This is a genomic window from Novosphingobium sp. BL-A-41-Hi4B-X5A, assembly GCF_055521705.1.
On the sequence record NZ_CM145500.1, the window covers coordinates 3,164,194 to 3,187,625 of the forward strand.

The window sequence follows — 23,432 nt, forward strand, 5'->3', positions numbered from 1 at the left end:
TGCGGGTTTGGCTTGGGATTGAGGCAATGGCACGCAACACACGATCGTCTGACTGGGGCTTTCCCCGCTGGCGCGGCTACGGCAGCGCCTTCGAGGCTGCGCCCGTGCGCCTGTGCGATCGTGCCGGATGCGACCAGAAGGGTGATTGCCCGGCCCCCAAATCACCCAACAATCCTGATCGCTGGTATTTCTGCCAGCAGCACGCCGCAGAATACAACCAGGGCTGGAACTACTTCGAAGGGCTCGACAAGGAAGAAGCCGAGCGTCGCGAAGCCGAAGAGCGCGGCGAGGCCTCGGGCTTCAAGCAGGCCGCATGGGCCGAATGGGGCGGTTCCGGCGATGGCACCCGCAGCCGGGACGAACTGCGCGCCCTCGAAACGCTCGGCCTTGAACCGGACGCCGATTTCGATGCGGTGAAGAAGGCCTGGCGTTCCAAGGCGAAGGAAGTCCACCCCGATGTCCGGCCGGGCGACAAGGCCGCGGCGGAGCAGTTCCAGAAGCTGCAGGTCTCCTACGAGGTGCTCCGTGCTGCCGAAGAGCGTCGCGAGTGGAAGGGGTAGCAGTGGATCAGATCGGCCGCTTCGGCCCGCATCAGGCCAGCGAAGCCGCAATCCGCCTTGCCCGCGATGGTGTCATCGTGTTCGAGCGTCTGTTCGATCCGGCAGTCGTCCTGTCAATTGCTGACCATGTTCGCCGCCGCGTTCCCGGCGCCTATGATCCAGACGCACCCCGGCCCGAAGACTATCTCAGCGTCGGCACAAAGCGCATGAACGGTCTGGTTCCGATTGATCGCAGCATGGCCCCAGCCATTGATATGCTGCTCAATCCGGCGCTGGATATCCTGTTCAGCGCAGCGCTGGGCAGTGACTGGGTCTATGAATCGTTCGGCGTGATCAGTTCCTTTCCCGGAGCAACCACGCAAGGGTATCACGCCGACGACGCGCATCTGTTTCCGGGCAGCGCCTTTGCCGGCAGTCTTCCCGCCTATGCGCTGACCATTTCGATCCCCCTGATCGAAGTGAATGGAATCAACGGTGGCACCGAGTTTCTTCTCGGCACTCATCTCTCGAGCACTGGCGAAGGCGCGAATGACACGCCTGTAACCAGCCCGCTGCTCCCCGGCGACTGCATGATCTGGGACTACATGGTCCGCCATCGCGGTCAGGCCAATAACAGCGATAAGGCACGGCCAATGCTCTATCTCACCGCGTGCCGTTCCTTCTGGTCGGATTCCAAGAACTTCCGTCCGGATGCGCGCAAGCTTGTGATCGAGCGAGACCTCGTTTGGTCCTTGCCCGCTGCGGGTCGCAAGCGGCTCAAGCGGTTCAAGCCGCTTCCCGGCTTAGGCACGGGCTTGCGCAGCATCAGTCGCGTTATTGGCTGGTACGCGCCAAGGCTTCATCAAGGATTGCTGAAACTCTTGCGTCGTCCGGGAAGCCTTCGCTGATCCACCGATCCTCAACCGCGCGCAGCAGCCTCGCAACTTCAGGGCCCGCCGTAATACCACGAGCCACGATCGCGCCCCCTTTCAGCGGGAAGATCGGGACTGTCCAGCCCTCCAGCGCGGCAACGGACGAGCCGCCGATGAGCAGCCGGTCGCGCGCTTCCTCGATGCCGATGCGATAGGCCAGCGCCCGGCCGTCCGCTTCCCCAGCGTTGCGCGCCGCGGCACTGGCGAGCCGCTTGCGCTGCGCCACCGAAAGCCGCAGCCGCGCGGCGACCTGTTCGGCCAGCGGCGGGTCGGGCGGCAGGAGCGCGGCCAAGCGCCGCAACGCCACGGCCTGCACCCCAGCCGCGCGCTCGTTCTCAATGAGAGCGGCAAGAACATTCAACTCCTCGCTTCCGGCCTCGGGAAGCACTTGCTCCAGCACGCCAAGCTCAGCCATCCAGCGCACTGTCGGGGCCGGATCGGGAAGGCCCAACAGGTTCATCAGCTCCCAGCCCACCCGCTCACGCGAAAGGCCTTTCATCCCGGCGGCGAGTTCTGCCACCGCCTGTTCGGCAGCGGCGTCGGCAGGAAGCGAACCGAACCGTGCCTGAAACCGGAAATAGCGCAGGATGCGCAGGTAATCCTCGCGGATGCGCTCGCGGGCATCGCCGATGAATCGCACGCGCCGGGCGGCGAGGTCGGCCAGCCCGCCATGGTAATCGAACACCTCCAGCGTGCGAGGATCGGCGTAGAGCGCGTTGATCGTGAAATCGCGCCGCGCCGCATCGTCGCGCCAGTCGGTCGAGTACGCGACCGTCGCATGGCGGCCATCGGTAGACACGTCGCGGCGCAGCGTCGTGATCTCGACCGTGCCCCCTGCAAGAACCGCAGTCACCGTCCCGTGGGCAATGCCGGTCGGCACCGCCTTGATCCCCGCCTGGCCCAGCCGAGCCACGGTTTCCTCCGGCAGAAGCGTCGTCGCCATGTCCACGTCTTTCGGCGAAAGCCCAAGGATCGTGTCTCGCACAACTCCGCCAACCCAGCGGCAATTGCCCTCACCCTGCGGATCGAGCGCAGTGACCAGCGCCGCAAGGTCCTCGCGCCCGGTCCATGCTGCTGGGGGCAGGCGTTCAGTCATGCCAGCTCATCCGCTTTGCCAGATTGGAGATGATCGCCGCCGTCACGCCCCATATGCGATGCTCGTTCCACAGGATCTCGATGAAGCGCCCCTTGCGCCCATTCCATTCTGCCGATTGCCAGACATGCTGCATCGGGTCGAGCAGGAAGCCCAACGGCGGCTCGAACCAGTCCGCCACTTCGGCAGGGTTGGGTTGCAGCGGCAGGTCAGGCGGGACCATCGCCAGCACCGGCGTGATGTCATACCCCGTGCCCGTGCGGAACCGGTCGGTTTCGCCGATCACAGACACGTCCTCTGGCCGGATGCCCAGTTCCTCGTTCGCTTCGCGCAGGGCGGCTTCGATCGGGGTCTCACCGGGGTCGAGCTTGCCTCCAGGGAATGCCGCTTGCCCCGGATGCGCGCGCATGTGCGAGGGCCGATGAATCAGGAGCACTCCGGGGCCATCCGGATGGTTCTGTCGCTCGGTCACGGCAATCAGCACAGCCGCGGGCCGCAAACCGTGCTCGGGCAGGGGGCGCCAGTCTTCGTAAAGCTCCTTGGCAGGCTCCCGGTGTCCCTCGGCATAGAGCTGCGCAAGCCTTGTCAGCAGGCTCATGTGCCGGGCACCAGCGCGAAGCGCTGGCCAAGACTTTCCACGGCAAGGTCACCGCTGCCCCGCGACAGGGCATGCTCGATCAGCTGTCCGTAGGTGCTGCGGTTGAGCCGGGCCTCCGTGCCGTTTCGGACGGCGAGGTAAAACGCCGGGATCTCGGCCGTGCCTGCGATCCGCAGCGGATGGTCCGGCCCGCAGATCACAAGGTCGTCGCTGTTGAGCCGGAAGGCCAAAGCAGGGCGTCCCTCCGGATCCAGCTTCACCTGCATATCGGTCGCCAGGAAAGCGGCGTCCTCCACAGCGATGGCCAGCTTCTGAAACGGCGTCACCAGCCAGTGTTGGCCCTGCTCGTCCCGCGTCAGCAACGATGAAAACGCTCGCACCATTGCCGGACGCCGAATCTCGCCACCCTGATGAAACCATCGCCCATCTGCGGCAATGCGCATCTCGCTGTCGCCCAGTTCCTGTGGGCTCCATTGGTCGATTGGCGGCAGTTTGCGCGCGGCAACCTGCGCGGCCAGTTCGGCGAGGCTCAGGGATGCGAGTTCGGGCGGTGGAGTGTAGGGCACCGGTTGCCGATGCCAGATCGGATCAGCGTCGCCAAGGCCCCAACATGCCCTCTTGCGGCAGGACGGCAGGATTGGCGGTGCGGCACAGCAGGCGATGCTGCTCGTACGGTCCCGGCAGGCGCCATCCGCCTGTCTGGGCGTTGCTGAAGCCAAAGAAGCGTTCGTAGTACTCGGGATCGCCGATCAGCACCTGTGGCAGCGGCGCGCGCGGGTCGATGGCGGTAAGCGCCGCCGTCATCAGCGCCTTGCCAAAGCCTTCGCCCTGCAGATGCGGCATCACCGCCACCGGGCCGACCATGATCATCGGATGCATGCGGCCGCTTTCGTCGGTCAGCGCCACCGGCCAGCACTGGATCGTGCCCGCCAGCATGTCCTCGTCGTCAAGCGCCGCGAACGACAGGTTGCCGAGTGGCTCCATGCCCTCGCGCACCTTGTAGGCAGTTCGCTGGTGTCGCGTCGGCTCGAACGCTGCATCGAGCAACTGCTCGACCAGCGCGGGATCGACATCGGCAAGCGGGATGATCTTGGACAACGGCGGTGCTTTCTTCGGCCCTGCGAACTCGGGCGGGAAGCGCGCCGATAGCCCCCAAGGCCACATGCTGCAAGTTTGGAGGAACGTCGCTTCCGCACAGCGGTTCTCTGGATGCAGAAACTGCAAGCGTTGCATCGGTAATATCACTTTAGCTTATGCTCATATACGGCTAGGAAGTCATTGAGGCGCCACAAGAAGACGCCCGATCCCGTGCAGGGGAGATAAACGTGTTCGCAGGTATGGACAGCCAAATGGCGGCGCTGGTTCTGGCGCGTATGCAGTTCGCCTTCACGGTGAGCTTCCACTTCATTTTCCCGGCCTTTTCGATCGGCCTCGCCAGCTATCTCGCCGTGCTTGAAGCGCTCTGGCTGAAAACCGGCAAGCAACTCTACCTCGACCTGTTCCGCTACTGGCTGAAGATCTTCTCGGTCGCATTCGCGATGGGCGTGGTCTCGGGCCTGGTCATGTCCTACCAGTTCGGCACCAACTGGTCGGTGTTTTCCGACAAGGTCGGCGGCGTGATCGGCCCGCTCATGGCCTATGAGGTGCTGACTGCCTTCTTCCTCGAGGCTGGCTTCCTCGGCGTGATGCTGTTCGGCATGAACCGGGTGGGCAGGGGGCTGCACTTCGCCGCCACGCTGATGGTGGCCATCGGCACGTTCATCTCGGCCTTCTGGATTCTGTCGGTCAATTCCTGGATGCAGACGCCTACCGGCTTCGAGATTGGCGCAAACGGCGAATTTCTCCCAGGTCCAAGCTGGGCCGCGATCATCTTCAATCCCAGCTTCCCCTATCGCCTCGTCCACACCGTCATCGCAGCATATCTTACCACCGCATTCGTTGTCGGCGCAGTCGGCGCATGGCATCTGCTCAAGGACCGGGCCAACCTCCACGCCCGCAAGATGTTCTCGATGGCCATGTGGATGGCCGCTGTTGTCGCGCCGATCCAGATATTCGTGGGCGACATGCACGGCCTCAACACGCTCGAGCACCAGCCCGCCAAGGTCATGGCCATGGAGGGGCACTTCCAGTCCCACCCGCAAGGCGCGCCGCTCTATCTGTTCGGCATTCCCGACGACAAGAACCAGAGGCTCGATTACGCCATCGCCATCCCCAAGGCTTCGAGCCTGATCCTCAAGCACGATCCGAACGCCCCGCTCGCCGGCCTCGACACGGTTGCGCCGGACAAGCGCCCGCCGGTGTGGATCGTGTTCTGGTCGTTCCGCGTCATGGTCGGCCTCGGCTTCCTCATGCTCGGCCTTGGCCTGTGGAGTCTCGTCGCTCGGATGCGCAAAAGGCTCTACGACTGGCCGATGCTGCACCGCCTCGCCGTGCTGATGGGGCCATCTGGCTTCATCGCGGTGATCGCCGGTTGGGTGACGACCGAAGTCGGCCGCCAGCCCTATACCGTCTATGGCCTGCTCACCACGGCAGACTCGGTCAGTCCCATCGCCGCGCCCGCCGTCGCCACCTCGCTGGCCGCCTTCGTCGTGGTGTACTTCGCGGTCTTCGGCATCGGTACCTGGTACATCCTCCACCTGATGAAGGATGCCCCGCATCCGCACGAACCTGCGCTGGAAGAGGAAGAGCGCGCCCCCATCCGCTCGGCCGGCATCACGCCTGCCCAGCACATGGATGCTCAAGCCGACGGAGCCGCATCATGATCGACCTGACCACGATCTGGGCCCTGATCATCGCTTTCGCCGTGCTGATGTACGTGGTGATGGATGGCTTTGACCTCGGTATCGGCATCCTCTTCCCGTGGTTTGAAGAAGGGGCCGAGCGCGATCAGGCGATGAACGCCATCGCGCCGGTCTGGGACGGCAACGAGACCTGGCTGGTGCTCGGAGGGGGCGGATTGCTTGCGGCCTTCCCGCTGGCCTATGCGATCATCCTGCCAGCGACCTATCCGCTGATCATCGCCATGCTGCTCGGCCTCGTCTTCCGCGGCGTCGCCTTCGAATTCCGCTGGCGTGATCCCCGCCACCGCGCTTTCTGGGACCGTGCCTTCTTTGCCGGGTCGCTCGTCGCCGCGTTGGCGCAAGGCATCACTCTCGGCGCATTGCTGCAGGGCATCCACGTCGAGGGGAGGGCCTATGCCGGAGGCTGGCTCGACTGGCTGTCACCCTATTCGCTGCTGACCGGCGCGGGCGTCGTTGCCGGGTACGCGCTGCTCGGCGCCTGCTGGCTGCAGATCAAGGTCGAAGGCAGCGCCGAGGACAAGGCCTTCCGCTTCGCCAAGCTCGCCGCCTTTGCCACGCTCGCCCTGATGGCCGCCGTCAGCCTCGCCACCCCATTCCTCGCCCACCAGTACTTCCAGCGCTGGTTCACCGAACCGATGGTGTTCTGGCTCACCCCAGTCCCTTTGGCGACGGCGGCGCTCGCCATCTCCCTGCTGCGCTCGCTGCAGCAACGCCAGCCAGTCCGCCCGTTCCTCTACGCGCTCGGCCTGTTCCTGCTCGGCATGATCGGCCTTGGCGTTTCGATGTGGCCATGGGTCGTGCCGCAGAGCATCTCCATCTGGGACGCCGCCGCGCCCGAACGCAGCCAGGTGTTCATGCTGATCGGCGTCGGCCTGATCATGCCGCTGATCCTTGCTTACACCGGTTGGGCCTACTGGGTGTTCCGGGGGAAGGTGGGCGAACATGGCTATCATTGATCCCCGCCTCGACGGCGCGGAGCGGGCCGAGGCAAGGCCCCTGTGGCAACGCCTTGGCTGGATGGCTGCGATCTGGCTCGGCAGCGTCCTCGCGCTAGGTGCTGTGGCGATGATAATCCGCTTCTGGCTCAACTCTCCGCAAAGCTGAACGGCTCGGCCCCGCGACGGTAGTCGTCGGGCAGGATCTCGCGCCCGATCGGCGGCTCGGCCCGCGCCGTGCACTGCGCGCGGTGGCACAGGCGGCAGGTCACGCCGATCGGCGTTGCCTCCACCGCCCTGGGATCGGCCCCTGCCGCATAGACCAGCCGCGGCGCATGTTCCGCCGCGCAGGCCAGCGCAATCGCCCGCGTCCAGCGTGGCCGCCTGAATCCGCCGCCGCCCGAAGTCACCGTCCGCGCCAGCGAGAAGAAGCGCTGGCCGTCGGGCAGTTCCAACCATTGCGTCACGATCTCGCCCGGCGTGCGGAAGCATTCGTGCACAGACCAAAGCGGGCACCCCCCGCCATGCGCCGCAAAGGGAAAGCCCGCCCCGTCCAGCCGCTTCGAGACATTGCCCGCCGTATCGACACGGATGAAGAAAAAGGGCACCCGCTCCTGCCCCGGCCGGTTGAGCGTGGTCAGCCGGTGCGCCACCTGCTCGAAACTCGCACCAAACTGCCCGGAAAGCGCTTCGAGATCATATCGCCGCGCATCTACCGCACGGGCAAAGCGGTCATAAGGCATCACCAGCGCCGCCGCCGCATATCCCGCCAGCGCACGCCGCACCAGTTGCGCCGCCGTTTCGCTGGCGAAGCTCTCGCCCCGGATCACACCAGCGATTTCACCCCGCAGCGCCGTATAGGCAATGTGCTGCATCAGTTGCCACGCGCGGCCCGATGGCGAGAGCGTATCGTCGATCAGCAGCTGTTCGTTGTGCCGGTCATAACGCCGCACCGCGTCCATCATCACGTCGGGCGGCAGGAAGCGCACGCGCACGCCGCGCAGCCGCAGCCATTCCGCAGCGCCACCCGCCTTGGCAATCTCGTCGGTGAGTTCCTCCGCCTTCGAATCGATTCCCGGAAAGTAGTTGCGCCGCGCCGCCACGAACCGCCGTGCCTCGCCCACCGGATCGCTCGCCCCAGTCCCCGGCACCGCACTGCGCTGCTCGGCAAGCGCCTGTTGCTCGCGCTGCCATGCCCCGTAAAGCCGCAGCAGCGCCTCGGTTACCCCCGGAAAGCTTGCTGCCACGTCCGACACTTCCAGCGCGGGCAGGTCGATATCGTTGAAGATCGGATCGCGCAGCGCGTCCGCCATCCTGCGCGCATAATCGTCGCGCTCGTCGCTGGCGAGGTCCGCCATGTCGAGCTTGTAGGCCCGCGCCAGTCGCAGCAGGAGGTCCGCTGTCAGCGGTCGCTGGTTCCGCTCAATCAGCGCAATGTAGCTTGGCGAAATGCCCAGCTCGTCCGCCATCGCCTGCTGTGTCAGCCCCAGTTCTCGGCGAATGCGCTTCAGGCGAGGTCCCAGATAAAGCGGCCTTGTCGACATCTTACAGGTCTCTTGTAGCGACTGCACAACTTTACAAGCATATCCTGTAAAGTTTGACAACATCACTTCGCGCGCCGTTCCGCGAATGCGATTCGCGCGTTACCCCGATCTCACACAGACGCACACCACGTGAGGGAACACGGGAAATGACCTACCACAGCAAGATCGTCGAAGCAGGCAAGGCCATCGCGCCTTTCGCCCAGACCTGGGATGGCATCGAGCCCGAGAGCGTGGCCCGCATGCGCCTGCAGAACCGCTTCCACACCGGCCTCGATATCGCCCGCTACACCGCGAAGATCATGCGCCGCGACATGGAGGCTTATGACGCTGATCCGGCGAACTACACGCAGTCGCTCGGCTGCTGGCACGGGTTCATCGGCCAGCAGAAGATGATCTCCATCAAGAAGCACTTCGGTACCACCAAGGGCCGCTACCTTTACCTGTCGGGCTGGATGGTCGCCGCGCTGCGCAGCGAATTCGGCCCGCTGCCCGACCAATCGATGCACGAAAAGACCAGCGTTTCGGACCTGATCGAGGAACTCTACACCTTCCTCAAGCAGGCTGATGCCCGCGAACTCGGCATGCTGTTCCGCGATCTTGATGCGGCCAAAAAGGCTGGTGATGCGGTCAACACCCACCGCCTGCTGCACAAGATCGACGAGTTTGAAACGCACATCGTTCCGATCATCGCCGACATCGACGCGGGCTTCGGCAATGCCGAGGCGACCTACCTGCTCGCCAAGAAGTTCATCGAAGCCGGTGCCTGCTGCATCCAGATCGAGAACCAGGTCTCGGATGAAAAGCAGTGCGGCCACCAGGACGGCAAGGTCACCGTTCCGCACGAGGACTTCCTCGCGAAGATCCGCGCGGTCCGCTACGCCTTCATGGAACTCGGCGTCGATGACGGCGTGATCGTTGCCCGCACCGACAGCCTTGGCGCCGGCCTCACCAAGCAGATCGCTTACACCCGTGAAGCGGGCGACCTGGGTGACCAGTACAACAGCTTCCTCGATTGCGATGAAGTCGATGCCTCGAACCTAGGCCACGGCGACGTGTTGATTGCCCGCGATGGCAAGCTGATGCGCCCGAAGCGCCTGCCTTCGAACCTCTACCAGTTCCGCACCGGAACCGGCGAGGACCGCTGCGTGCTCGATTGCATCACCTCGCTGCAGAACGGCGCGGACCTGCTGTGGATCGAAACCGAAAAGCCGCACATCGGCCAGATCGGTGGCATGGTCAGCCGCATTCGCGAGGTGATCCCGAACGCCAAGCTGGTCTACAACAACAGCCCGTCGTTCAACTGGACGCTGAATTTCCGCCAGCAGGTCTATGATGCGATGGTCGAAGCAGGCAAGGACGTCTCGGCCTACGATCGTTCGAAGCTGATGAGCGTGGACTATGATAGCACCGAGCTTGGCATCGAAGCTGACGAGCGCATCCGCACGTTCCAGCGCGATGCTGCGGCCCAGGCGGGCATCTTCCATCACCTGATCACGCTGCCGACCTACCACACCGCTGCGCTCAGCACCGACAACCTCGCCAAGCGCTACTTCGGCGAAGAGGGCATGCTCGGCTACGTCAAGCAGGTGCAGCGCGAGGAAATCCGCCAGGGCATCGCCTGCGTGAAGCATCAGAACATGTCCGGCTCGGACATCGGCGACGATCACAAGGAATACTTCTCGGGCGAAGCCGCTCTCAAGGCCGGCGGCGTCCATAACACGATGAACCAGTTCGCCGCCTGAAATCCGGCAGCACAGCAAATCCTCGCGGCAATCACGCCTCGAAGATCCAAGAAGGAGACCCACCATGGCTGAACCTGCACGTGCCCGCGCGGTCCTCTCGACCGAGGACTTCAAGCTGATCCGCGAAGCCGTACTGCACTACCTGAAGGCAATCGAGGACCAGCCGGAGTCGGTGAAGTTCTCGAACCTCTACCATCGGCTTGGCAGCGCCTTGGGACGTTAACTTCCCGGCACTGCCCCACTGGACCTTTCCTGGGGAGGAAAGTCCGGCCCGTCGCGCCTCATGCCAGGCGCGGCGGGCTTTTTTCGCGCTCGGCAGCGCCGCAAAGTTTCGGGATGCTTACGATTGGATAATGAATTCCTTGTAATTCAACCATCGTGACGAACCCCAATGCGCCCGAACCCGACGCTTTACCGGTGAAACTGCCGATCCTTGCCGTGGTCGGATTGTGTGATCCGGCCGAGGGCGATTGGGGCCGGTTGCGCGGCTTGCAGTACTCAAGCCTTGCGAAGCTCACGTTCGCCCGGCTTGTCGCCCATGCGATGGCGGCACTGCTGGTTCTGCAGACTTACGCTGGCGACGTCCATGTCGCGTTTCTGGTCGGTTGGATGGCGCTGCTGGTCGGCGTGCTTATTTCCGGCGCAAGGTTCGACCGCACACTGATCGATGCCGACCGGCGTCGGGTGAGCCGTCAGGAGATGCACCGGCAAACGATCAGTTCGCTGTTCGTGGCATTGATCTGGGCCATCCCCATGCTGGTCTTTTCGCCATTCGGAGATCAGTCGCAGCGCATGACGCTGTGGACGGTCCTCGCCATGCTGATGACCGGCATGGCCGTGACATTTGCCGCCATGCCAATGGCTACGGTGATGTTCGGAGGGATTGTCGGCCTGTCGGGCGTCGCTGCCTTCCTGTTCTGGGGGGAATACATCACGGCCGCTGTTGCGGTCGCTTTCGTGCTGATCGTCAGCATCGGCGGCATTGAGGCTGCGCGCACTTTCCTCGGCGCGCGGGTCGCCGAAGCAGGCATGGCGGAAAAGGCCGAAGTCGTTTCGCTGCTGTTGCGCGAATTCGAGGAAGGCGATGCAGATTGGCTGTGGCAGGTCGATGCCACCCGCCGCGTCCGCTCGGTCAGCCCGCGCTTTGCCTTTGCGCTCGGCCAGGACCCCGAGGATGTCGATGGCAAGCCTCTGATCCAGCTGATTGCCGGACCTGCCTGGGATAGCGGCCATTTCCACTCCAGCCTGCATGACCTGGCCGAGCGGCTCAAGCGTCGCGAAAGCTTCTCGAACCTGCTGGTGCGCGTTTCTCTGCATGGCGGCCACCGCTGGTGGGAGCTTTCGGCTTCTCCCAAGTTTGATGAGAACGGCACTTTCGTCGGCTTCCGCGGTGTCGGCTCGGATGTCACCGAACAGCGTGAAAGCGCCGAGAAGATCGCCTACCTCGCCCGCTACGATACGCTTACCGGGCTTCCCAACCGCCTGATGCTTACCGAGTCATTGGGTGCGGCCATGGGCTATGCCGAAAAGTGGCGCACGCGCTGCGCCCTGATGATGATCGATCTCGACCGCTTCAAGGCGATCAACGATACACTCGGCCACCTCGTCGGTGACCAGTTGCTCGCGCTCGTTTCTGAGCGGCTCAAGCTGATCATGCGCGAAGGTGAGGTGTGCGGCCGCTTGGGTGGAGACGAATTTGCGATCGTGATCCGCGATGCGGCTGATGTTGAGCGGGTCACCGAACTCGCCGCTGGCATCATCAGCACACTTTCGCAGCCCTACGAGATCGACCACCACATGCTCTACGTTGGGGCCAGCGTCGGTTCCGCCATCGGCCCACGCGATGGCTCGACGGTCGAGACCTTGCTGCGCAATGCCGACCTTGCGCTCTACCGTGCCAAGGATGAGGGCGGCGGGCGGCACTGCGTGTACGAGCCCTCGCTCCATGCCCATGCCGAGGAGCGCCGAAAACTGGAGTTCTCGCTGCGCCACGCGCTTGAGCGCAACGAGTTCTCGCTGATGTACCAGCCGGTGGTAAACGCCACCAGCGAGGAGGTGTTGAGCTTCGAGGCGCTGATCCGCTGGAACAGCACCGAGCATGGCTTCGTCAGCCCGGCAAAGTTCATCCCGTTGGCCGAGGACACGCGCCTGATCGTGCCAATTGGCGAATGGGTCCTGCGCACCGCATGCCTCGAGGCGATGAACTGGCCCGAACACGTCAAGATCGCGGTCAATGTCTCGGGCGAACAGCTGCTCGATCCCTACTTCGCCGAGACCGTGGTCGGCGCACTTGCATCAACCGGTCTGGCGCCGAACCGGCTCGAGATCGAGGTGACCGAGAGCATCTTCGTGCGCGATGGCACGACTGCGCAGATGACCCTCGAGAACCTGATGGGCATTGGCTGCGGCGTTGCGCTTGACGATTTCGGCACCGGCTATTCCTCGCTGGGCTACCTCAGGAAGATGCGCTTCTCGACGATCAAGGTCGATCGCAGCTTCGTGCAGGGTGCGGCCAAGGATAACCCGGAAAGCCTTGCCATCATTCGCGCAGTGGTCGCCATGGCCGACGCGCTGGAGATGTCGACGACGGCAGAGGGCGTGGAGACCGAGGCCGAGTTGGAGTGCATCCGCCGCCTGGGCTGCAAGAAGATCCAGGGGTACTACTTCGGCCGTCCGATGAACCGGACCGATGCGCTCGCGCTGTTCGGCCAGACCCGCTTCCGCGAGCGGGCCGCCGGTTAGGCGGCGACCAGCCCGCGCATGACGCTTTCGAACAGCGCGCGGCCGTCCGAACCACCCTGCGCCGCCTCGATCATGCGCTCCGGGTGCGGCATCATGCCCAGTACGTTGCCGCGATCGTTGAGCACGCCCGCGATGTTGCGTGCCGAGCCGTTGACGCCTTCTGCGTAGCGGAACGCCACGCGGCCTTCGCCTTCGAGCCGGTCAAGCGTGGCATCGTCGGCAAAGAAGTTGCCGTCGTGGTGCGCGACGGGGATCGTGATCTGCTGGCCAGCGTCATAGCCCGCCGTGAACAGCGACTGGTTGTTCTCGACGGTGAGCTTCACGTCGCGGCAGACGAAGCGGATGCCGGCGTTGCGCATCAGCGCCCCGGGCAGCAGGCCCGCCTCGGTCAGCACCTGGAAGCCGTTGCACACGCCGAGCACCGTCACCCCGCGCTCTGCCGCGCGCACCACCGCCTGCATCACCGGCGAGCGTGCCGCCATCGCGCCGGAGCGCAAGTAGTCGCCATAGGAGAAGCCGCCGGGCAGGGCGATGAAATCGAGGTTGTCTGGCAGGTCGGCATCGCCGTGCCAGACGCGATGGACCGTGCCGCCGCAGACCTGCTCGATCGCCACCGCCATGTCGCGATCGCAATTCGAGCCGGGGAAGGTGATGACGGCGGAGGTGAAAGCCATGGCGCGGGTTCCTAAACTCAGGCTGCCTTTTCGATGCGGTAGTTCTCGATCACCATGTTGGCGAGGAGCTTGCTGCACATCTCGTCGAGCGCTGCGTCCGAAGTGGTGTCGGCCACGTCGAGTTCAATGACCCGACCCGCGCGCACATCGTTCACGCCTGCAAAACCAAGGCCTTCCAGAGCGTGGTGGATGGCGCGGCCTTGCGGATCGAGAACGCCGTTCTTGAGGGTGACAATGACGCGGACCTTCATCGGCGGGCCTTTCGGAACCTGAATGCTGGAGAATCTTGCGGGCGCCTATGCATCGGGAGAGCCGAAAGAGCAAGGCGGCGGGTTTACGCGGTTTACACTGTTCAGAGAAACTTCGGCAAAGGCGCGGGGGCGCAGTGCGGCTGGTGGGCGGGAATCCGAGGTAAAGCGCCAGTTTTCGGGACTTAGCACAAAACGCTTAAGTAGGAAAACGTCGAGACGAAACCGCACGAAGATGGCATCAAGACCTTACTCCGCAAGGAGAAAACTCCTATCGGTGGCAGGGCTGCCTGGACATCATAACTGCACCCCACGCAACGCTTCCGGGTGCCCTGCCACCGGACTTTTCCCGCTTTACATGACTGACGCGTCAGTTATTGAACGGTCATGCCACGAGTTACGCCAGCAGACCGGCGCGAGCGCATTCTGGACGCCGCGCGCGAGGAATTTGCCGAACGGGGCTTTGCCGCCGCCCGCATGGAGGACGTCGCCAAGCGCGTGGGCATCAGCCGCGCCGCCCTATATCTTGCGTTTGACAGCAAGGAGGCCCTGTTCCGCGCGCTGGTTTCCGAAGTCATCACCGAGATGATGCCGGCGCTGCTGCCGAGCGACTACGGCAGCCTTCCAGCGCCGGCATTGCTGCGCGCCTTCGTGAAGAACGCCATCAAGCGCATTGCCAGCCCGGAAATGGCTTTTCTGCCGCGCCTGATCGTGGGCGAGGGCCGCAATTTCCCCGAGCTTGCCCGGTTCTACCACGAGACCGCGATGATCTGCATTCTCGGCGCGATCGAGCGACTTATTGCCCATGGCATTGCCCGGGGCGAATTTGCCTGCCCCGATCCGAAGACCGCGGCGCAATGCGTGGCGGGCGGAATCATCTTTGCCGCGCTGTGGCGCAACGTGTTCGAACCAGTGGGAGCAGAGCCGCTCAACGTTGACTGGATGGCGGAAAACCAGGCGGCGATGGTGCTTTACGGGCTTACGACGGGGTAGGCGGGGGCGGTCGGGCGGGGCTTTCGCCGCTTGCCCACCCCCGGCCCCTCCCGCTTGCGGGAGGGGGGAAGAGCCCCACCACCGACCCCTCCCGCCTGCCGCGAAAAATGGGGCCTGAGCCTAAAAGCTGTCGAGATCGTTGGCGATCGTCACAGGGCCCGGGTATTCGGCGCGGACGCCTGCCTTGACGCCTTCGACTTGCGCGGCGCTTGCACTGCCGCCTGCGAAATGCGTGACGACGACAGCCTTGACCCCGGCATGCCGAGCCATCTTGCCCACGTCTGGCGGGGCGAGATGGTGCGTGGTCAGGTGCCGAACCAGATCCGCCTTCGCCTTTTCCGGCATGTTCGGCGAGTTGCGGGCGACCGTTGCCATCGTGGAATCAATGTCGATCATTTCGCTCACGAGGATGTCTGCCCCTGCTGCCAGCTTTTCGACGGCATCTGACGGTCCGGTATCGCCGGTATAGGCGATCGTGCGCCCGGCCAGTTCGAAGCGGAATGACAGGGACTTGAAGGCCTTGTCCTCCTCGCTGCCCGGAGCGAAATCGTAGTGGGTGTTCTGTGCCGCACGGACGACCATGTTGCCCACGCTGGCCGTGAAGCCATCGCCCACTTCGACCACGGATACGATGCCTGCAGGATCGGGCCAGGGCTTGCCCGGTATTCCGTATCCGGCACGGGCCGCCGGTCGCATCGAGGATATCATGCCTTCGACCATTTCCCGTGTTCCGGGCGGGCCGTAGACCGTCAGCTTCTGCGCCACCATGGTCTGGTTGCGCAGGGCCAGGACCGCCGAGAGGCCGCCGGTATGATCGGCATGGAGATGGCTGAGGAAGACCGCCGTGACGTTCGGAAGCGCAAGGCCCGCCTTCGCCAGCTGTTGCACGACCCCGTCACCTGCGTCGACGAGATAGAGATCCTTCCCGTCGACCAAGGCATTGGCCGGTTGAGAACGGCGGCCATCACCAACCGGCCCACCCATTGTGCCCAGCGTGATGAAGCGCGAACCATTGTTGGCTGGCTCATTTGCCGCAAGCCGGGCGAACTCCCCGGGCGCGCCCAGAGCCAGGGCGAGGCTGGCGATGATGGCCAGGCGCATCAGAAGTTGTATCCCATGCGGACACCGTAGGTTCTGGGCGGAGCGAGAGTCGCGACCGAGAAGTCGAGAATCGGCCGCGAGCCGGACCGCACGATCACTTCTTCATCCTCGATGTTGTTGATGAAGCCGGTGATTGTCCAGCGGCCACCATCTCCTTCAAACGTGACATAGGCGTCGGACATCATGAACCCGCCTTGCCGCTCTTCCGGGCGATAGTTTGGATTGAGGAAGCGACCGGATTCGATCGAGGTCCGACCACCGAGCAGCAGGCGCAGGGAATCGGTGAGATCGAAGCCGCGTTCGTAGCCAAGCCCCAGTGACCACTTTGGCGCGTTTACAGCCGGTTTGCCCGAACAGTCGATATCATAGAAGCGCGCATTGTTGCCCGGGACGCCCGGGTTGGCGAGGCGGCTGCCCAAGGTGGTGCAGCCCGTGGCAACCGGCGCACCCGTGGGCGAGAAGTTGGCCGTCCGGAGGCTGTTGTACTTGCCATTCAGGTACTGCAGGTTGAGATCGAACTTGTCGTTCCGGCTGGGCTGGAAGCGCACTTCGGCTTCAAAGCCATAGATGCGGGATTTGCCGGCGTTCTCGGTGCGGGAGCCTTGGGCGAATATGTTGTTCGCCGTGCGCACGCCCCCCACGAAGGTGATCTGCTGGTTGGTGTAATCCCAGTAGAACGCCTCGACATTCAGCTGCAGCTTGTTGCCGAAGAAGCGGTTCTTGCTGCCGACGGTATAAGCCGTGAGAGTTTCCGGGGCGAAGGTATTTTCCGGCGGCGCGGCAACGAAGAAACCGCCGGATTTGAAGCCGGTAGACACATCGGCGTAGACGAGCGAGGACGGTCCTGCATCGAACTCGATGCCGGCTTTCCACGTGAACTTCTCGAAATCGAGGGCGCCGGTGAATGGCGCTCCAAGCGGCGGATTGACCGGTCCGGGCCGCCCGCCAGACACCGTGGCGGTCAACTGGTCCTTCGTTTCCTTGGTATAGCGTCCGCCGGCAACCAGCCGCAGCGCATCGGTGACCTTGTAGGTGAACTGGCCAAAGGCAGCGAGGCTTTCCGTATTCACGTTCGGCGTGAAGCGGGTGGTGGAAATATCACCCTGGCGGAAAAAGTTCAGCGCGTTTTGGTCTTCCTTGAAATAGAAACCGCCGAGCACGTAGTTGAGCGGACCATCGTGATCCGACGCAAAGCGAGCCTCGAACGAGAACTGTTCGGCCTTTTCGGTGATTTCCCCGCGGAAGCCCGGGAGATAGGTGACGAAGTTGATGTCGGTCTTGCGCCAGGCGGGCTGGAGCGTGAGCTTGCCGAAGCCAAGGTCGCCCTCGATCGTTGCGCTGAGGCCATAGAACTTGTTGTCGAGGAAGCCGGTATCTGCCGGCAGGTCGATGCAGCCGCTGGTGACGAACCCGCCAAAGCCGCCGCAGAACGGGGGCGCGAACACACCTGCGGCGAGGTTGCGGATCGCTGTCAGCGCGGCCGGGCTGGAAATGCCGACATGATCGTTCAGGTCAGGCGCGTTCAGCGTGGCGCTGGGCAGAAGCACGCTGCCCCAGCCCTTGCCATGCTGGTTGAAGTAATCGCCGACCAGCAGCACCGACCAGTCGGCCGAAGGTTCGACCAGGAACGAGGCACGCACGCCTTCGCCCTTCTCGTCGTTGTAGCCGTCCGTGAGGAAGCCATCACGATCCACGACTTGTCCGGCGACACGCAATGCCGCGGAATTGCCAATCGGGAGATTGAGCGCCGCCGATGCTTTCTTGCTGTCGTAGTTTCCGTATTCCGCGCGCACTTCACCGCCGAACTTGCCGAGATCGGGCTTGCGCGGGATGACGTTGATCGCGCCGCCGGTGGCGTTTCGGCCGTAGAGCGTGCCTTGCGGTCCCTTGACCACTTCGACGCGGGCGAGATCGTAGAACGCACCGGCAGGAGCCGAAGGCCGCGCCACGTAGACACCGTTGAAGTTGAAGGCGACGGCATTCTCGGAGAACGAGTTCTGCGAATTCGTGCCGACGCCGCGCAGGAAGAAGCTGGTGGTGCCGCCGGTTGGGGCAACGGCCAGAGCGGGCACGAGCTTCTGGAGATCGACAAGCTCGGTGATGCCGGCATCGGCAATGTCTGCCCCGGTCACGGCGGTTACCGCCACGGCCGCCCGCTGCAGGCTTTCCTCGCGGCGCTGCGCGGTGACGACGATGTCGGTGATGCCTTCATCTGCCTGGGTGACCTGCGCTTCCTGGGCAAAAAGCGGGCTGGCGGCGCACAGAGCGGCCAGTGACACGGTCCAGCGGATGACTGATTTATTGCTCACTTATGTCTCCCTTTTGTCGACTGCTTTTGATTTGCGCAGTCGTATGCATAAGGAGACGGAATTTGAAAAATAGATTATATTTGCGGTTCTACATGCCTGGGATTTATGGATTCCAAGTGGGGATCGCCGCACTCATTCGCTCACGGAACTGCCGCTCCTTCCGGCAGAACGAGCACCTGCACCGCCTTTTCGGGTGAGAGATACCGGCGGGCCACGGCTTGCAGGTCTGCCGCGGTGAGCTTTTCCAGCCGGGCGCGGGCGGATTTGGCGCGGGTGAGGCGGTCTGGCTGGGTCTGTGCCCGCTCGGCCAGAGCGCTCCAGCCGCCGTTGGTCTTGAGCGCGTTGTCGATGCGTTCGAGCATTGGGGCGCGGGCGCGTTGGAGGACGTCGTCGTCTACGGGCGAGGCGATCAGGCTGCGGGTGGTTTCCTGAAGCGCGGCGCGGGTTGCGGCAACGTCGGACAGATCGACCGAGGCGCTCATCGTGAAGGTGCCGTAGCCGGTCCAGACGCGGCTGAGGGCGCTGGACGAACCGGGGCTGTAGGCCTTGCCGAGCTTTTCGCGCACGCTGTCGAGCACCTCGATCCCGGCGACTTCGGCGAGCAGGGAGAGCGCCATCGCCTCGTCCGGATCGCGATCGTCGCGGGTGGGCCAGGTGGTGCGGACCACGGCCTGATTGGCCTCGCCGGTGTGGCGGACGATCTGGAGGCCGCGCTTGGCGGTGAAGCTGCGCTGGCGTTCGGCGGTGTAGGGGCGGAAATCGGCCTCGCGCGGGGGGAGGGCGCCGAACGTGCGGGCGACGGCGTCGATGGCGGCGGCCTCGTCGATATCGCCGACAATCGAGATCTCGATGGCGCCGTGGGTGAGCCGGTGGGTTATGTCGCGCCGGAGCTTGTCGTAGCTCAGCGCGGTGTAGGCGGATTGCGGTTGCAGGGTAAAGCGCGGGTCGTTGTCCGACAGGATGCCGCCGATGGCGTTGGACAGGGCTGCTTGCGGGCTGGAGCGCAGGCGGGCGAAGAAATTGGCGATGTTCTGGCGGTAGAGCACTTCGCCTTCCGCGCGGTAGCCGGGGTCGGTCAGCAGTGCGGCGAAGAGCTGGAGCTGCAGCGTCAGGTCGCGCGGGGTGGTGGTGGCGTCGGCGGAGAAGGTGTCTCCCGATGCGCCGAGGCCGAATGCGACCGAGCGGCCGGCGAGCAGCGTCTGGAGGTCGTCCTCGCTATGTTTGCCCAAACCGCCGCGCGCCAGCACGCCGGTCATTTCGGTGGCAAGGGGGTCGGCCCGGGTATCGAGCATCTCGCCGCCATCGAGATTGAGGCGAACGTCGATGCGGTCCTTGGCAAGATCGGTGCGCTTGAGGTTGAGGCGGACGTTGTTGGCAAAGCGGATCTGGCGGATGCCGTAGAGCGGTTCGGTGGTGTCGCTGGCGATCGTGCCGACTGGGCCGAAGTCGGTGTAGGCGAACGGGATGGGCGCGGGGACTTCGCCCGCCGGAGCCTTGGCACGGGTGGCCTTGGCCCATGTGTTCCGCAGCGCGTCTTCGCCGCCCTTGGGTGCGGTTCGGCCCTGGAAGCGGAGCAGCGGGTCCTTCAGCGGGACGGCTTCCTCTTTCAGCGCGGCGAGCACGGTCCTGGGCGTGATCGTCGGGGCGAACTGGTTGAAGCGGGCAAGGCCGGACTCGGGCGTGGTCGGCACCTGGTCGTCGCGGATCAGGGCGAGGGCGGCGCCGACGAGAGTGCCGTGGCTGCGGGTGTCGGCCCCGGCGGCGGCGTTCTCGAGGCCGGTGCGGATGCTGGCGAGCTGTTCGTCCACTTCGGCTCGGGTGAAGCCGGAGGCGAGGGCGCGCGCGTAGACCCCGGCTGCGGCGGCAAGACCGCGCTGCCAGCCGCCGTCCACCGTATCGACGATGACGTTGGTGGTGCGGCCGATGCGGAACACCTCGCTGGTGCCGAAGCCCGCGCCGCGGAACGGCGGGTCGATCGTACGGCTGAGGCGGGCGAGGCGGCGGTTGACGACGCCGTAGCCGATCTGGCGCAGCAGGTTGCGGCGGCGGTTGGCGATGGTGTCGGGCTCTAGCAGCCATGGTCCGTGGCGCGAGGCGGTGACGCGCTCGGACAGCGAGGGATCGAGGTGGATATCGACCCCGGCCTTTTGCTTCGGATCGACCTTGCCCTGATCGGGGCGCGGGGTTTCTTGCCTCTCCTGCCAGTCGGCAAAGCGGGTGCGGATGGCTTGCTCGACCACATCGGGATCGAAATCGCCGACGACGATCAGCGTGGTCTTCGATGGCACGTATTCGCGCGCCCAGAAGGCCTTGAGCGCATCGGCGGTGGCAGCGTTCAGCGTCTCGACCGTGCCGATGGGCAGGCGCTTGGGGTACGTCGCGTCGGGGTAGAAGAAGGCGAGCTGGTCTTCGAGGTTGGTGCGGCTCCAGCCCTGCCCGTCGCGCAGTTCGGACAGGACAACGCCGCGTTCGCGCGCCACGGCGTCAGGGTCGAAGGTCAGTTCGCTTGCCGTCTCGCGCATCAGCATCAGTGTTGTGTCGAGCAGCTTGGCATCGTTGCGCGGCAGGTCGAGCATGTAGAGCGTCTGCTCGAACGAGGTCTGGGCGTTGGTGTCCGCGCCGAAGGACAGGCCGTTGCGTTCGAGCAGCTTGACCATTTCGCCTTCGGGCACGCGGGTCGAGCCGTTGAACGCCATGTGCTCGACGAAGTGGGCAAACCCGCGCTCGCCCTCGCGCTCGTCAAGCGAGCCGGTGGCAATGTCCATGCGGACCTGCGCAGTGCCGGCGGGCGTGGCGTTGCGGCGGATGATGAAGCGCATGCCGTTGGGCAGCTGACCGTAGCGGTAGGCGGGATCGGGGGGAAGGTCGCTCTGCTGGAAAGCCCACGTTGGCTTAGGAGCGCTGGCGATCTGCGCAGGCTGCGCGGCGCAGGCGGCGAGGGACAGGGCAGCGGCGAGGGGAAGCAGGCGGCGCAGGATCATTGCGCAGCGGTGTGCCCGGTTGAGGGCGGGGGTGCAATGGGGTGTTGGGGCAAACAAAAACCCCCTCCGTTGCCGAAGGGGGGCTTAGGGCAAGCACTGCCCCTCCGTCAGCCGCTTTGCGGCTGACACCTCCCCATTTGCCCTGCGGGAAAACGGGGAGGATTTGTGGGTTACTTCTTGCCGCGCAGCTTGCGGTGGGCGCCGAGGTCGAAGACTTCGCTGGGGCCGCCGTCGTTTTCGAGCAGGCCGAGGCGGCGGGCGACTTCCTGGTAGGCTTCCTCCTCGCCGCCGAGGTCGCGGCGGAAGCGGTCCTTGTCGAGCTTTTCGCCGGTGGTCATGTCCCACAGGCGGCAGCCGTCGGGGCTGATTTCGTCAGCCAGGATCACGCGGCTGTAATCGCCATCCCAGATGCGGCCGAATTCGAGCTTGAAATCGACGAGGCTGATGTTGATCGCCGCGAACATGCCGCAGAGAAAATCGTTCACGCGGATGGCCATCGAGGAGATGTCCTGCATTTCCTCGTTCGATGCCCAGCCGAAGCAGGCGATATGCTCTTCGGCGATCATCGGATCGCCCAGCGCATCGTCCTTGTAGTAGTATTCGATCAGGGTGTGCGGCAGCGGCTCACCCTCTTCGATGCCGAGGCGCTTGGAGATGGAACCTGCGGCGATATTGCGCACGACCACTTCGATCGGGATGATCTCTGCCTGGCGCACCAGCTGTTCGCGCATGTTCAGGCGGCGGATGAAGTGGGTGGGAATGCCGATGTGGGCGAGGCGCGTGAACACGTACTCGCTGATGCGGTTGTTGATCACGCCCTTGCCGTTGATCGTACCGCGCTTCTGCGCGTTGAAGGCGGTGGCGTCATCCTTGAAGTACTGGATGATCGTGCCCGGTTCGGGGCCTTCGTAAAGGATCTTGGCCTTGCCTTCGTAGATCTGGCGGCGACGGGACATGATAACGTCTTCCTGCACGGCGCCGGGCAGCGGCCCGGCCAGAATACAAAACCCCGGCATCGCGTTGGAGGCGAATCCATCGCAAGCGCCGGGGCGTTCTTGCCGCCCATAGGCCAACATGCGCCAAAGTGCAATTGGATGCGCCTGTGCAATGGAGCCTTGCAGGGCGGGGCGCTGGAATGGTGCGGCGGGGGGCGCTAGGCTGCGGGCAAAGGAGACCGACGCATGACCAGTCCTGCTGCCCGAACTGACGCGATTGCCCTGCTCGCCCGCTATTACGCCGCGTTCAATGCGGGGCACTGGGAGGGCATGCTGGAATGCCTGAGTGATGATGTGGCGCATGACATCAATCAGGGGGAGCGGGTTGTCGGCAAGGCGGCATTTGCGCAATTCCTGGGCCATATGGAGCGGTGCTACAAGGAGCGTCTGGAAGACATCGTGCTGATGGCCAGCGAGGACGGCACGCGGGCCGCGGCGGAGTTCGTGGTGCATGGGCAATACCTCGCGACCGACGAGGGCCTGCCAGAGGCAAACGGGCAGACTTACGTGCTGCCGGCGGGGGCATTTCTGGCGATCGAAGGCGGGAAGATCACTCGGCTGACGATGTACTACAACCTTGCCGACTGGACGAAGCAGGTGGTGGGAAGTTGAGCATCGCGGTCCGCCCTCTGACCGGAGCGGAGATTGCGGCGGCGCTGGATGATCTGGCGCAGCTGCGGATCACCGTCTTTGCGGCCTATCCTTACCTTTATGATGGCGATGCGACGTATGAGGCGGAATATCTGGCCGAATATGCGGCGGCGCCAGATGCCGTGCTGGTGGCGGCGTTCGACGGGGCGCGGATTGTCGGCGCGGCGACGGCCGCTCCGATGATGCACCAGAAGGCGGAGTTTCGGGCGCCGTTCGAGGCGCGCGGCATTGACACTTCGCGGCTATTTTATTTCGGCGAGAGCGTGCTGCTGCCGGACTATCGCGGGCACGGAATTGGCCACGCCTTCTTCGACCACCGCGAGGCGCAGGCGGTGCGCTGCGGTGCCAATGCGGCGTGCTTTGCGGCAGTGGTGCGGGCTGACGACCATCCGGCCAAGCCGCAAGACTATTCGCCCCTCGATGCCTTCTGGGCGCGGCGCGGCTATGCCGTGGTTCCGGACCTGACCGCCGAGCTTGCGTGGAAGGAGCATGGCGACGAGGCCGAGAAGGTGAACGTGATGCAGTACTGGATGCGGACGTGGTGAGGGGCTCTG

22 protein-coding genes are annotated in these 23,432 nt (G+C 64.4%); 11 read left to right on the top strand and 11 right to left on the bottom strand.

Annotated elements, in window-relative coordinates:
* Nucleotides 1-26 precede the first annotated feature (26 nt).
* The gene (locus ACZ1JY_RS15555; protein WP_118072174.1) at nucleotides 27-560 is read left to right on the top strand and encodes a J domain-containing protein; all 534 of its coding nucleotides are present in this window, start codon (nucleotides 27-29) and stop codon (nucleotides 558-560) included.
* Nucleotides 548-1,447: a phytanoyl-CoA dioxygenase family protein gene (locus tag ACZ1JY_RS15560; protein ID WP_465129895.1), complete on the top strand. Its 900-nt coding sequence runs from the start codon at nucleotides 548-550 to the stop codon at nucleotides 1,445-1,447. Before ACZ1JY_RS15555 ends, ACZ1JY_RS15560 begins: the two co-directional genes overlap by 13 nt.
* Here ACZ1JY_RS15560 and ACZ1JY_RS15565 read toward each other — a convergent pair.
* From ACZ1JY_RS15565 to ACZ1JY_RS15580, 4 genes are read right to left on the bottom strand one after another with little or no spacing between them, the layout of a single operon-like run.
* Entirely contained in the window at nucleotides 1,374-2,567 is a 1,194-nt protein-coding gene (locus ACZ1JY_RS15565) for a CCA tRNA nucleotidyltransferase (RefSeq protein ID WP_465129896.1), read from the bottom strand. The genes ACZ1JY_RS15560 and ACZ1JY_RS15565 overlap by 74 nt on opposite strands.
* Complete coding sequence (locus ACZ1JY_RS15570) at nucleotides 2,560-3,162, bottom strand: NUDIX hydrolase (protein WP_168902743.1); 603 nt, start codon at nucleotides 3,160-3,162, stop codon at nucleotides 2,560-2,562. The genes ACZ1JY_RS15565 and ACZ1JY_RS15570 overlap by 8 nt, the downstream gene beginning before the upstream one ends.
* Complete coding sequence (locus ACZ1JY_RS15575) at nucleotides 3,159-3,728, bottom strand: DUF1285 domain-containing protein (RefSeq protein ID WP_465129897.1); 570 nt, start codon at nucleotides 3,726-3,728, stop codon at nucleotides 3,159-3,161. The genes ACZ1JY_RS15570 and ACZ1JY_RS15575 overlap by 4 nt, the downstream gene beginning before the upstream one ends.
* A 22-nt stretch (nucleotides 3,729-3,750) precedes the next feature.
* On the bottom strand, nucleotides 3,751-4,260 hold the full coding sequence (locus ACZ1JY_RS15580) for a GNAT family N-acetyltransferase (protein ID WP_118074493.1): 510 nt from the start codon (nucleotides 4,258-4,260) through the stop codon (nucleotides 3,751-3,753).
* 251 nt (nucleotides 4,261-4,511) lie between these two features.
* Here ACZ1JY_RS15580 and ACZ1JY_RS15585 point away from each other — a divergent pair, with 251 nt between their 5' ends.
* The 3 genes from ACZ1JY_RS15585 to ACZ1JY_RS15595 are packed head-to-tail and all read left to right on the top strand — an operon-like array spanning nucleotide 4,512 to nucleotide 7,067.
* Entirely contained in the window at nucleotides 4,512-5,924 is a 1,413-nt protein-coding gene (locus tag ACZ1JY_RS15585; protein ID WP_465129898.1) for a cytochrome ubiquinol oxidase subunit I, read from the top strand.
* Nucleotides 5,921-6,919: a cytochrome d ubiquinol oxidase subunit II gene (cydB, locus tag ACZ1JY_RS15590; RefSeq protein ID WP_465129899.1), complete on the top strand. Its 999-nt coding sequence runs from the start codon at nucleotides 5,921-5,923 to the stop codon at nucleotides 6,917-6,919. Before ACZ1JY_RS15585 ends, cydB begins: the two co-directional genes overlap by 4 nt.
* Entirely contained in the window at nucleotides 6,906-7,067 is a 162-nt protein-coding gene (locus tag ACZ1JY_RS15595; RefSeq protein WP_465129900.1) for a DUF2474 domain-containing protein, read from the top strand. The genes cydB and ACZ1JY_RS15595 overlap by 14 nt, the downstream gene beginning before the upstream one ends.
* On the opposite strand, the gene ACZ1JY_RS15600 is transcribed toward ACZ1JY_RS15595, so the two are convergent.
* Nucleotides 7,048-8,442, bottom strand: coding sequence for a helix-turn-helix domain-containing protein (locus ACZ1JY_RS15600; RefSeq protein WP_465129901.1), 1,395 nt, complete (start codon nucleotides 8,440-8,442; stop codon nucleotides 7,048-7,050). The genes ACZ1JY_RS15595 and ACZ1JY_RS15600 overlap by 20 nt on opposite strands.
* Before the next feature lie 146 nt (nucleotides 8,443-8,588).
* Here ACZ1JY_RS15600 and ACZ1JY_RS15605 point away from each other — a divergent pair, with 146 nt between their 5' ends.
* The 3 genes from ACZ1JY_RS15605 (at nucleotide 8,589) to ACZ1JY_RS15615 (ending at nucleotide 12,926) form a co-directional block, all read left to right on the top strand.
* Entirely contained in the window at nucleotides 8,589-10,184 is a 1,596-nt protein-coding gene (locus tag ACZ1JY_RS15605) for an isocitrate lyase (protein WP_118072169.1), read from the top strand.
* A 64-nt stretch (nucleotides 10,185-10,248) separates the two neighbouring features.
* The gene (locus tag ACZ1JY_RS15610) at nucleotides 10,249-10,407 is read left to right on the top strand and encodes a hypothetical protein (RefSeq protein WP_011444689.1); all 159 of its coding nucleotides are present in this window, start codon (nucleotides 10,249-10,251) and stop codon (nucleotides 10,405-10,407) included.
* A gap of 155 nt (nucleotides 10,408-10,562) precedes the next feature.
* On the top strand, nucleotides 10,563-12,926 hold the full coding sequence (locus ACZ1JY_RS15615) for a putative bifunctional diguanylate cyclase/phosphodiesterase (RefSeq protein ID WP_465129902.1): 2,364 nt from the start codon (nucleotides 10,563-10,565) through the stop codon (nucleotides 12,924-12,926).
* Here the strand turns inward: ACZ1JY_RS15615 and purQ are convergent.
* Both purQ and purS read right to left on the bottom strand, forming a co-directional pair.
* On the bottom strand, nucleotides 12,923-13,600 hold the full coding sequence (gene purQ / locus ACZ1JY_RS15620; RefSeq protein WP_465129903.1) for a phosphoribosylformylglycinamidine synthase subunit PurQ: 678 nt from the start codon (nucleotides 13,598-13,600) through the stop codon (nucleotides 12,923-12,925). The genes ACZ1JY_RS15615 and purQ overlap by 4 nt on opposite strands.
* 17 nt (nucleotides 13,601-13,617) lie before the next feature.
* The gene (purS, locus tag ACZ1JY_RS15625; RefSeq protein ID WP_118072168.1) at nucleotides 13,618-13,851 is read right to left on the bottom strand and encodes a phosphoribosylformylglycinamidine synthase subunit PurS; all 234 of its coding nucleotides are present in this window, start codon (nucleotides 13,849-13,851) and stop codon (nucleotides 13,618-13,620) included.
* A gap of 384 nt (nucleotides 13,852-14,235) precedes the next feature.
* Here purS and ACZ1JY_RS15630 point away from each other — a divergent pair, with 384 nt between their 5' ends.
* Nucleotides 14,236-14,841, top strand: a complete 606-nt coding sequence (locus tag ACZ1JY_RS15630; protein WP_465129904.1) for a TetR/AcrR family transcriptional regulator — start codon at nucleotides 14,236-14,238, stop codon at nucleotides 14,839-14,841.
* A 120-nt stretch (nucleotides 14,842-14,961) separates the two neighbouring features.
* Here the strand turns inward: ACZ1JY_RS15630 and ACZ1JY_RS15635 are convergent, their stop codons facing one another.
* The 4 genes from ACZ1JY_RS15635 to purC all read right to left on the bottom strand — a co-directional run bounded on the left by ACZ1JY_RS15635 (nucleotide 14,962) and on the right by purC (nucleotide 22,188).
* Complete coding sequence (locus ACZ1JY_RS15635; RefSeq protein ID WP_465129905.1) at nucleotides 14,962-15,942, bottom strand: MBL fold metallo-hydrolase; 981 nt, start codon at nucleotides 15,940-15,942, stop codon at nucleotides 14,962-14,964.
* Entirely contained in the window at nucleotides 15,942-18,251 is a 2,310-nt protein-coding gene (locus ACZ1JY_RS15640) for a TonB-dependent receptor (protein ID WP_465129906.1), read from the bottom strand. Before ACZ1JY_RS15640 ends, ACZ1JY_RS15635 begins: the two co-directional genes overlap by 1 nt.
* A 140-nt stretch (nucleotides 18,252-18,391) precedes the next feature.
* Nucleotides 18,392-21,232, bottom strand: coding sequence for a M16 family metallopeptidase (locus tag ACZ1JY_RS15645; RefSeq protein WP_465129907.1), 2,841 nt, complete (start codon nucleotides 21,230-21,232; stop codon nucleotides 18,392-18,394).
* A gap of 170 nt (nucleotides 21,233-21,402) precedes the next feature.
* On the bottom strand, nucleotides 21,403-22,188 hold the full coding sequence (purC, locus tag ACZ1JY_RS15650; RefSeq protein WP_039332937.1) for a phosphoribosylaminoimidazolesuccinocarboxamide synthase: 786 nt from the start codon (nucleotides 22,186-22,188) through the stop codon (nucleotides 21,403-21,405).
* A 225-nt stretch (nucleotides 22,189-22,413) separates the two neighbouring features.
* Between purC and ACZ1JY_RS15655 the strand changes: the two genes are divergently transcribed.
* Together ACZ1JY_RS15655 and ACZ1JY_RS15660 are read left to right on the top strand one after the other, a co-directional pair.
* Nucleotides 22,414-22,839 (top strand): ketosteroid isomerase-related protein, encoded by a 426-nt coding sequence (locus ACZ1JY_RS15655; RefSeq protein ID WP_118072164.1) that lies wholly within the window; start codon nucleotides 22,414-22,416, stop codon nucleotides 22,837-22,839.
* A complete protein-coding gene (locus ACZ1JY_RS15660; RefSeq protein WP_465129908.1) occupies nucleotides 22,836-23,423 on the top strand; it encodes a GNAT family N-acetyltransferase in 588 nt (195 codons plus the stop codon). Before ACZ1JY_RS15655 ends, ACZ1JY_RS15660 begins: the two co-directional genes overlap by 4 nt.
* Nucleotides 23,424-23,432 lie beyond the last annotated feature (9 nt).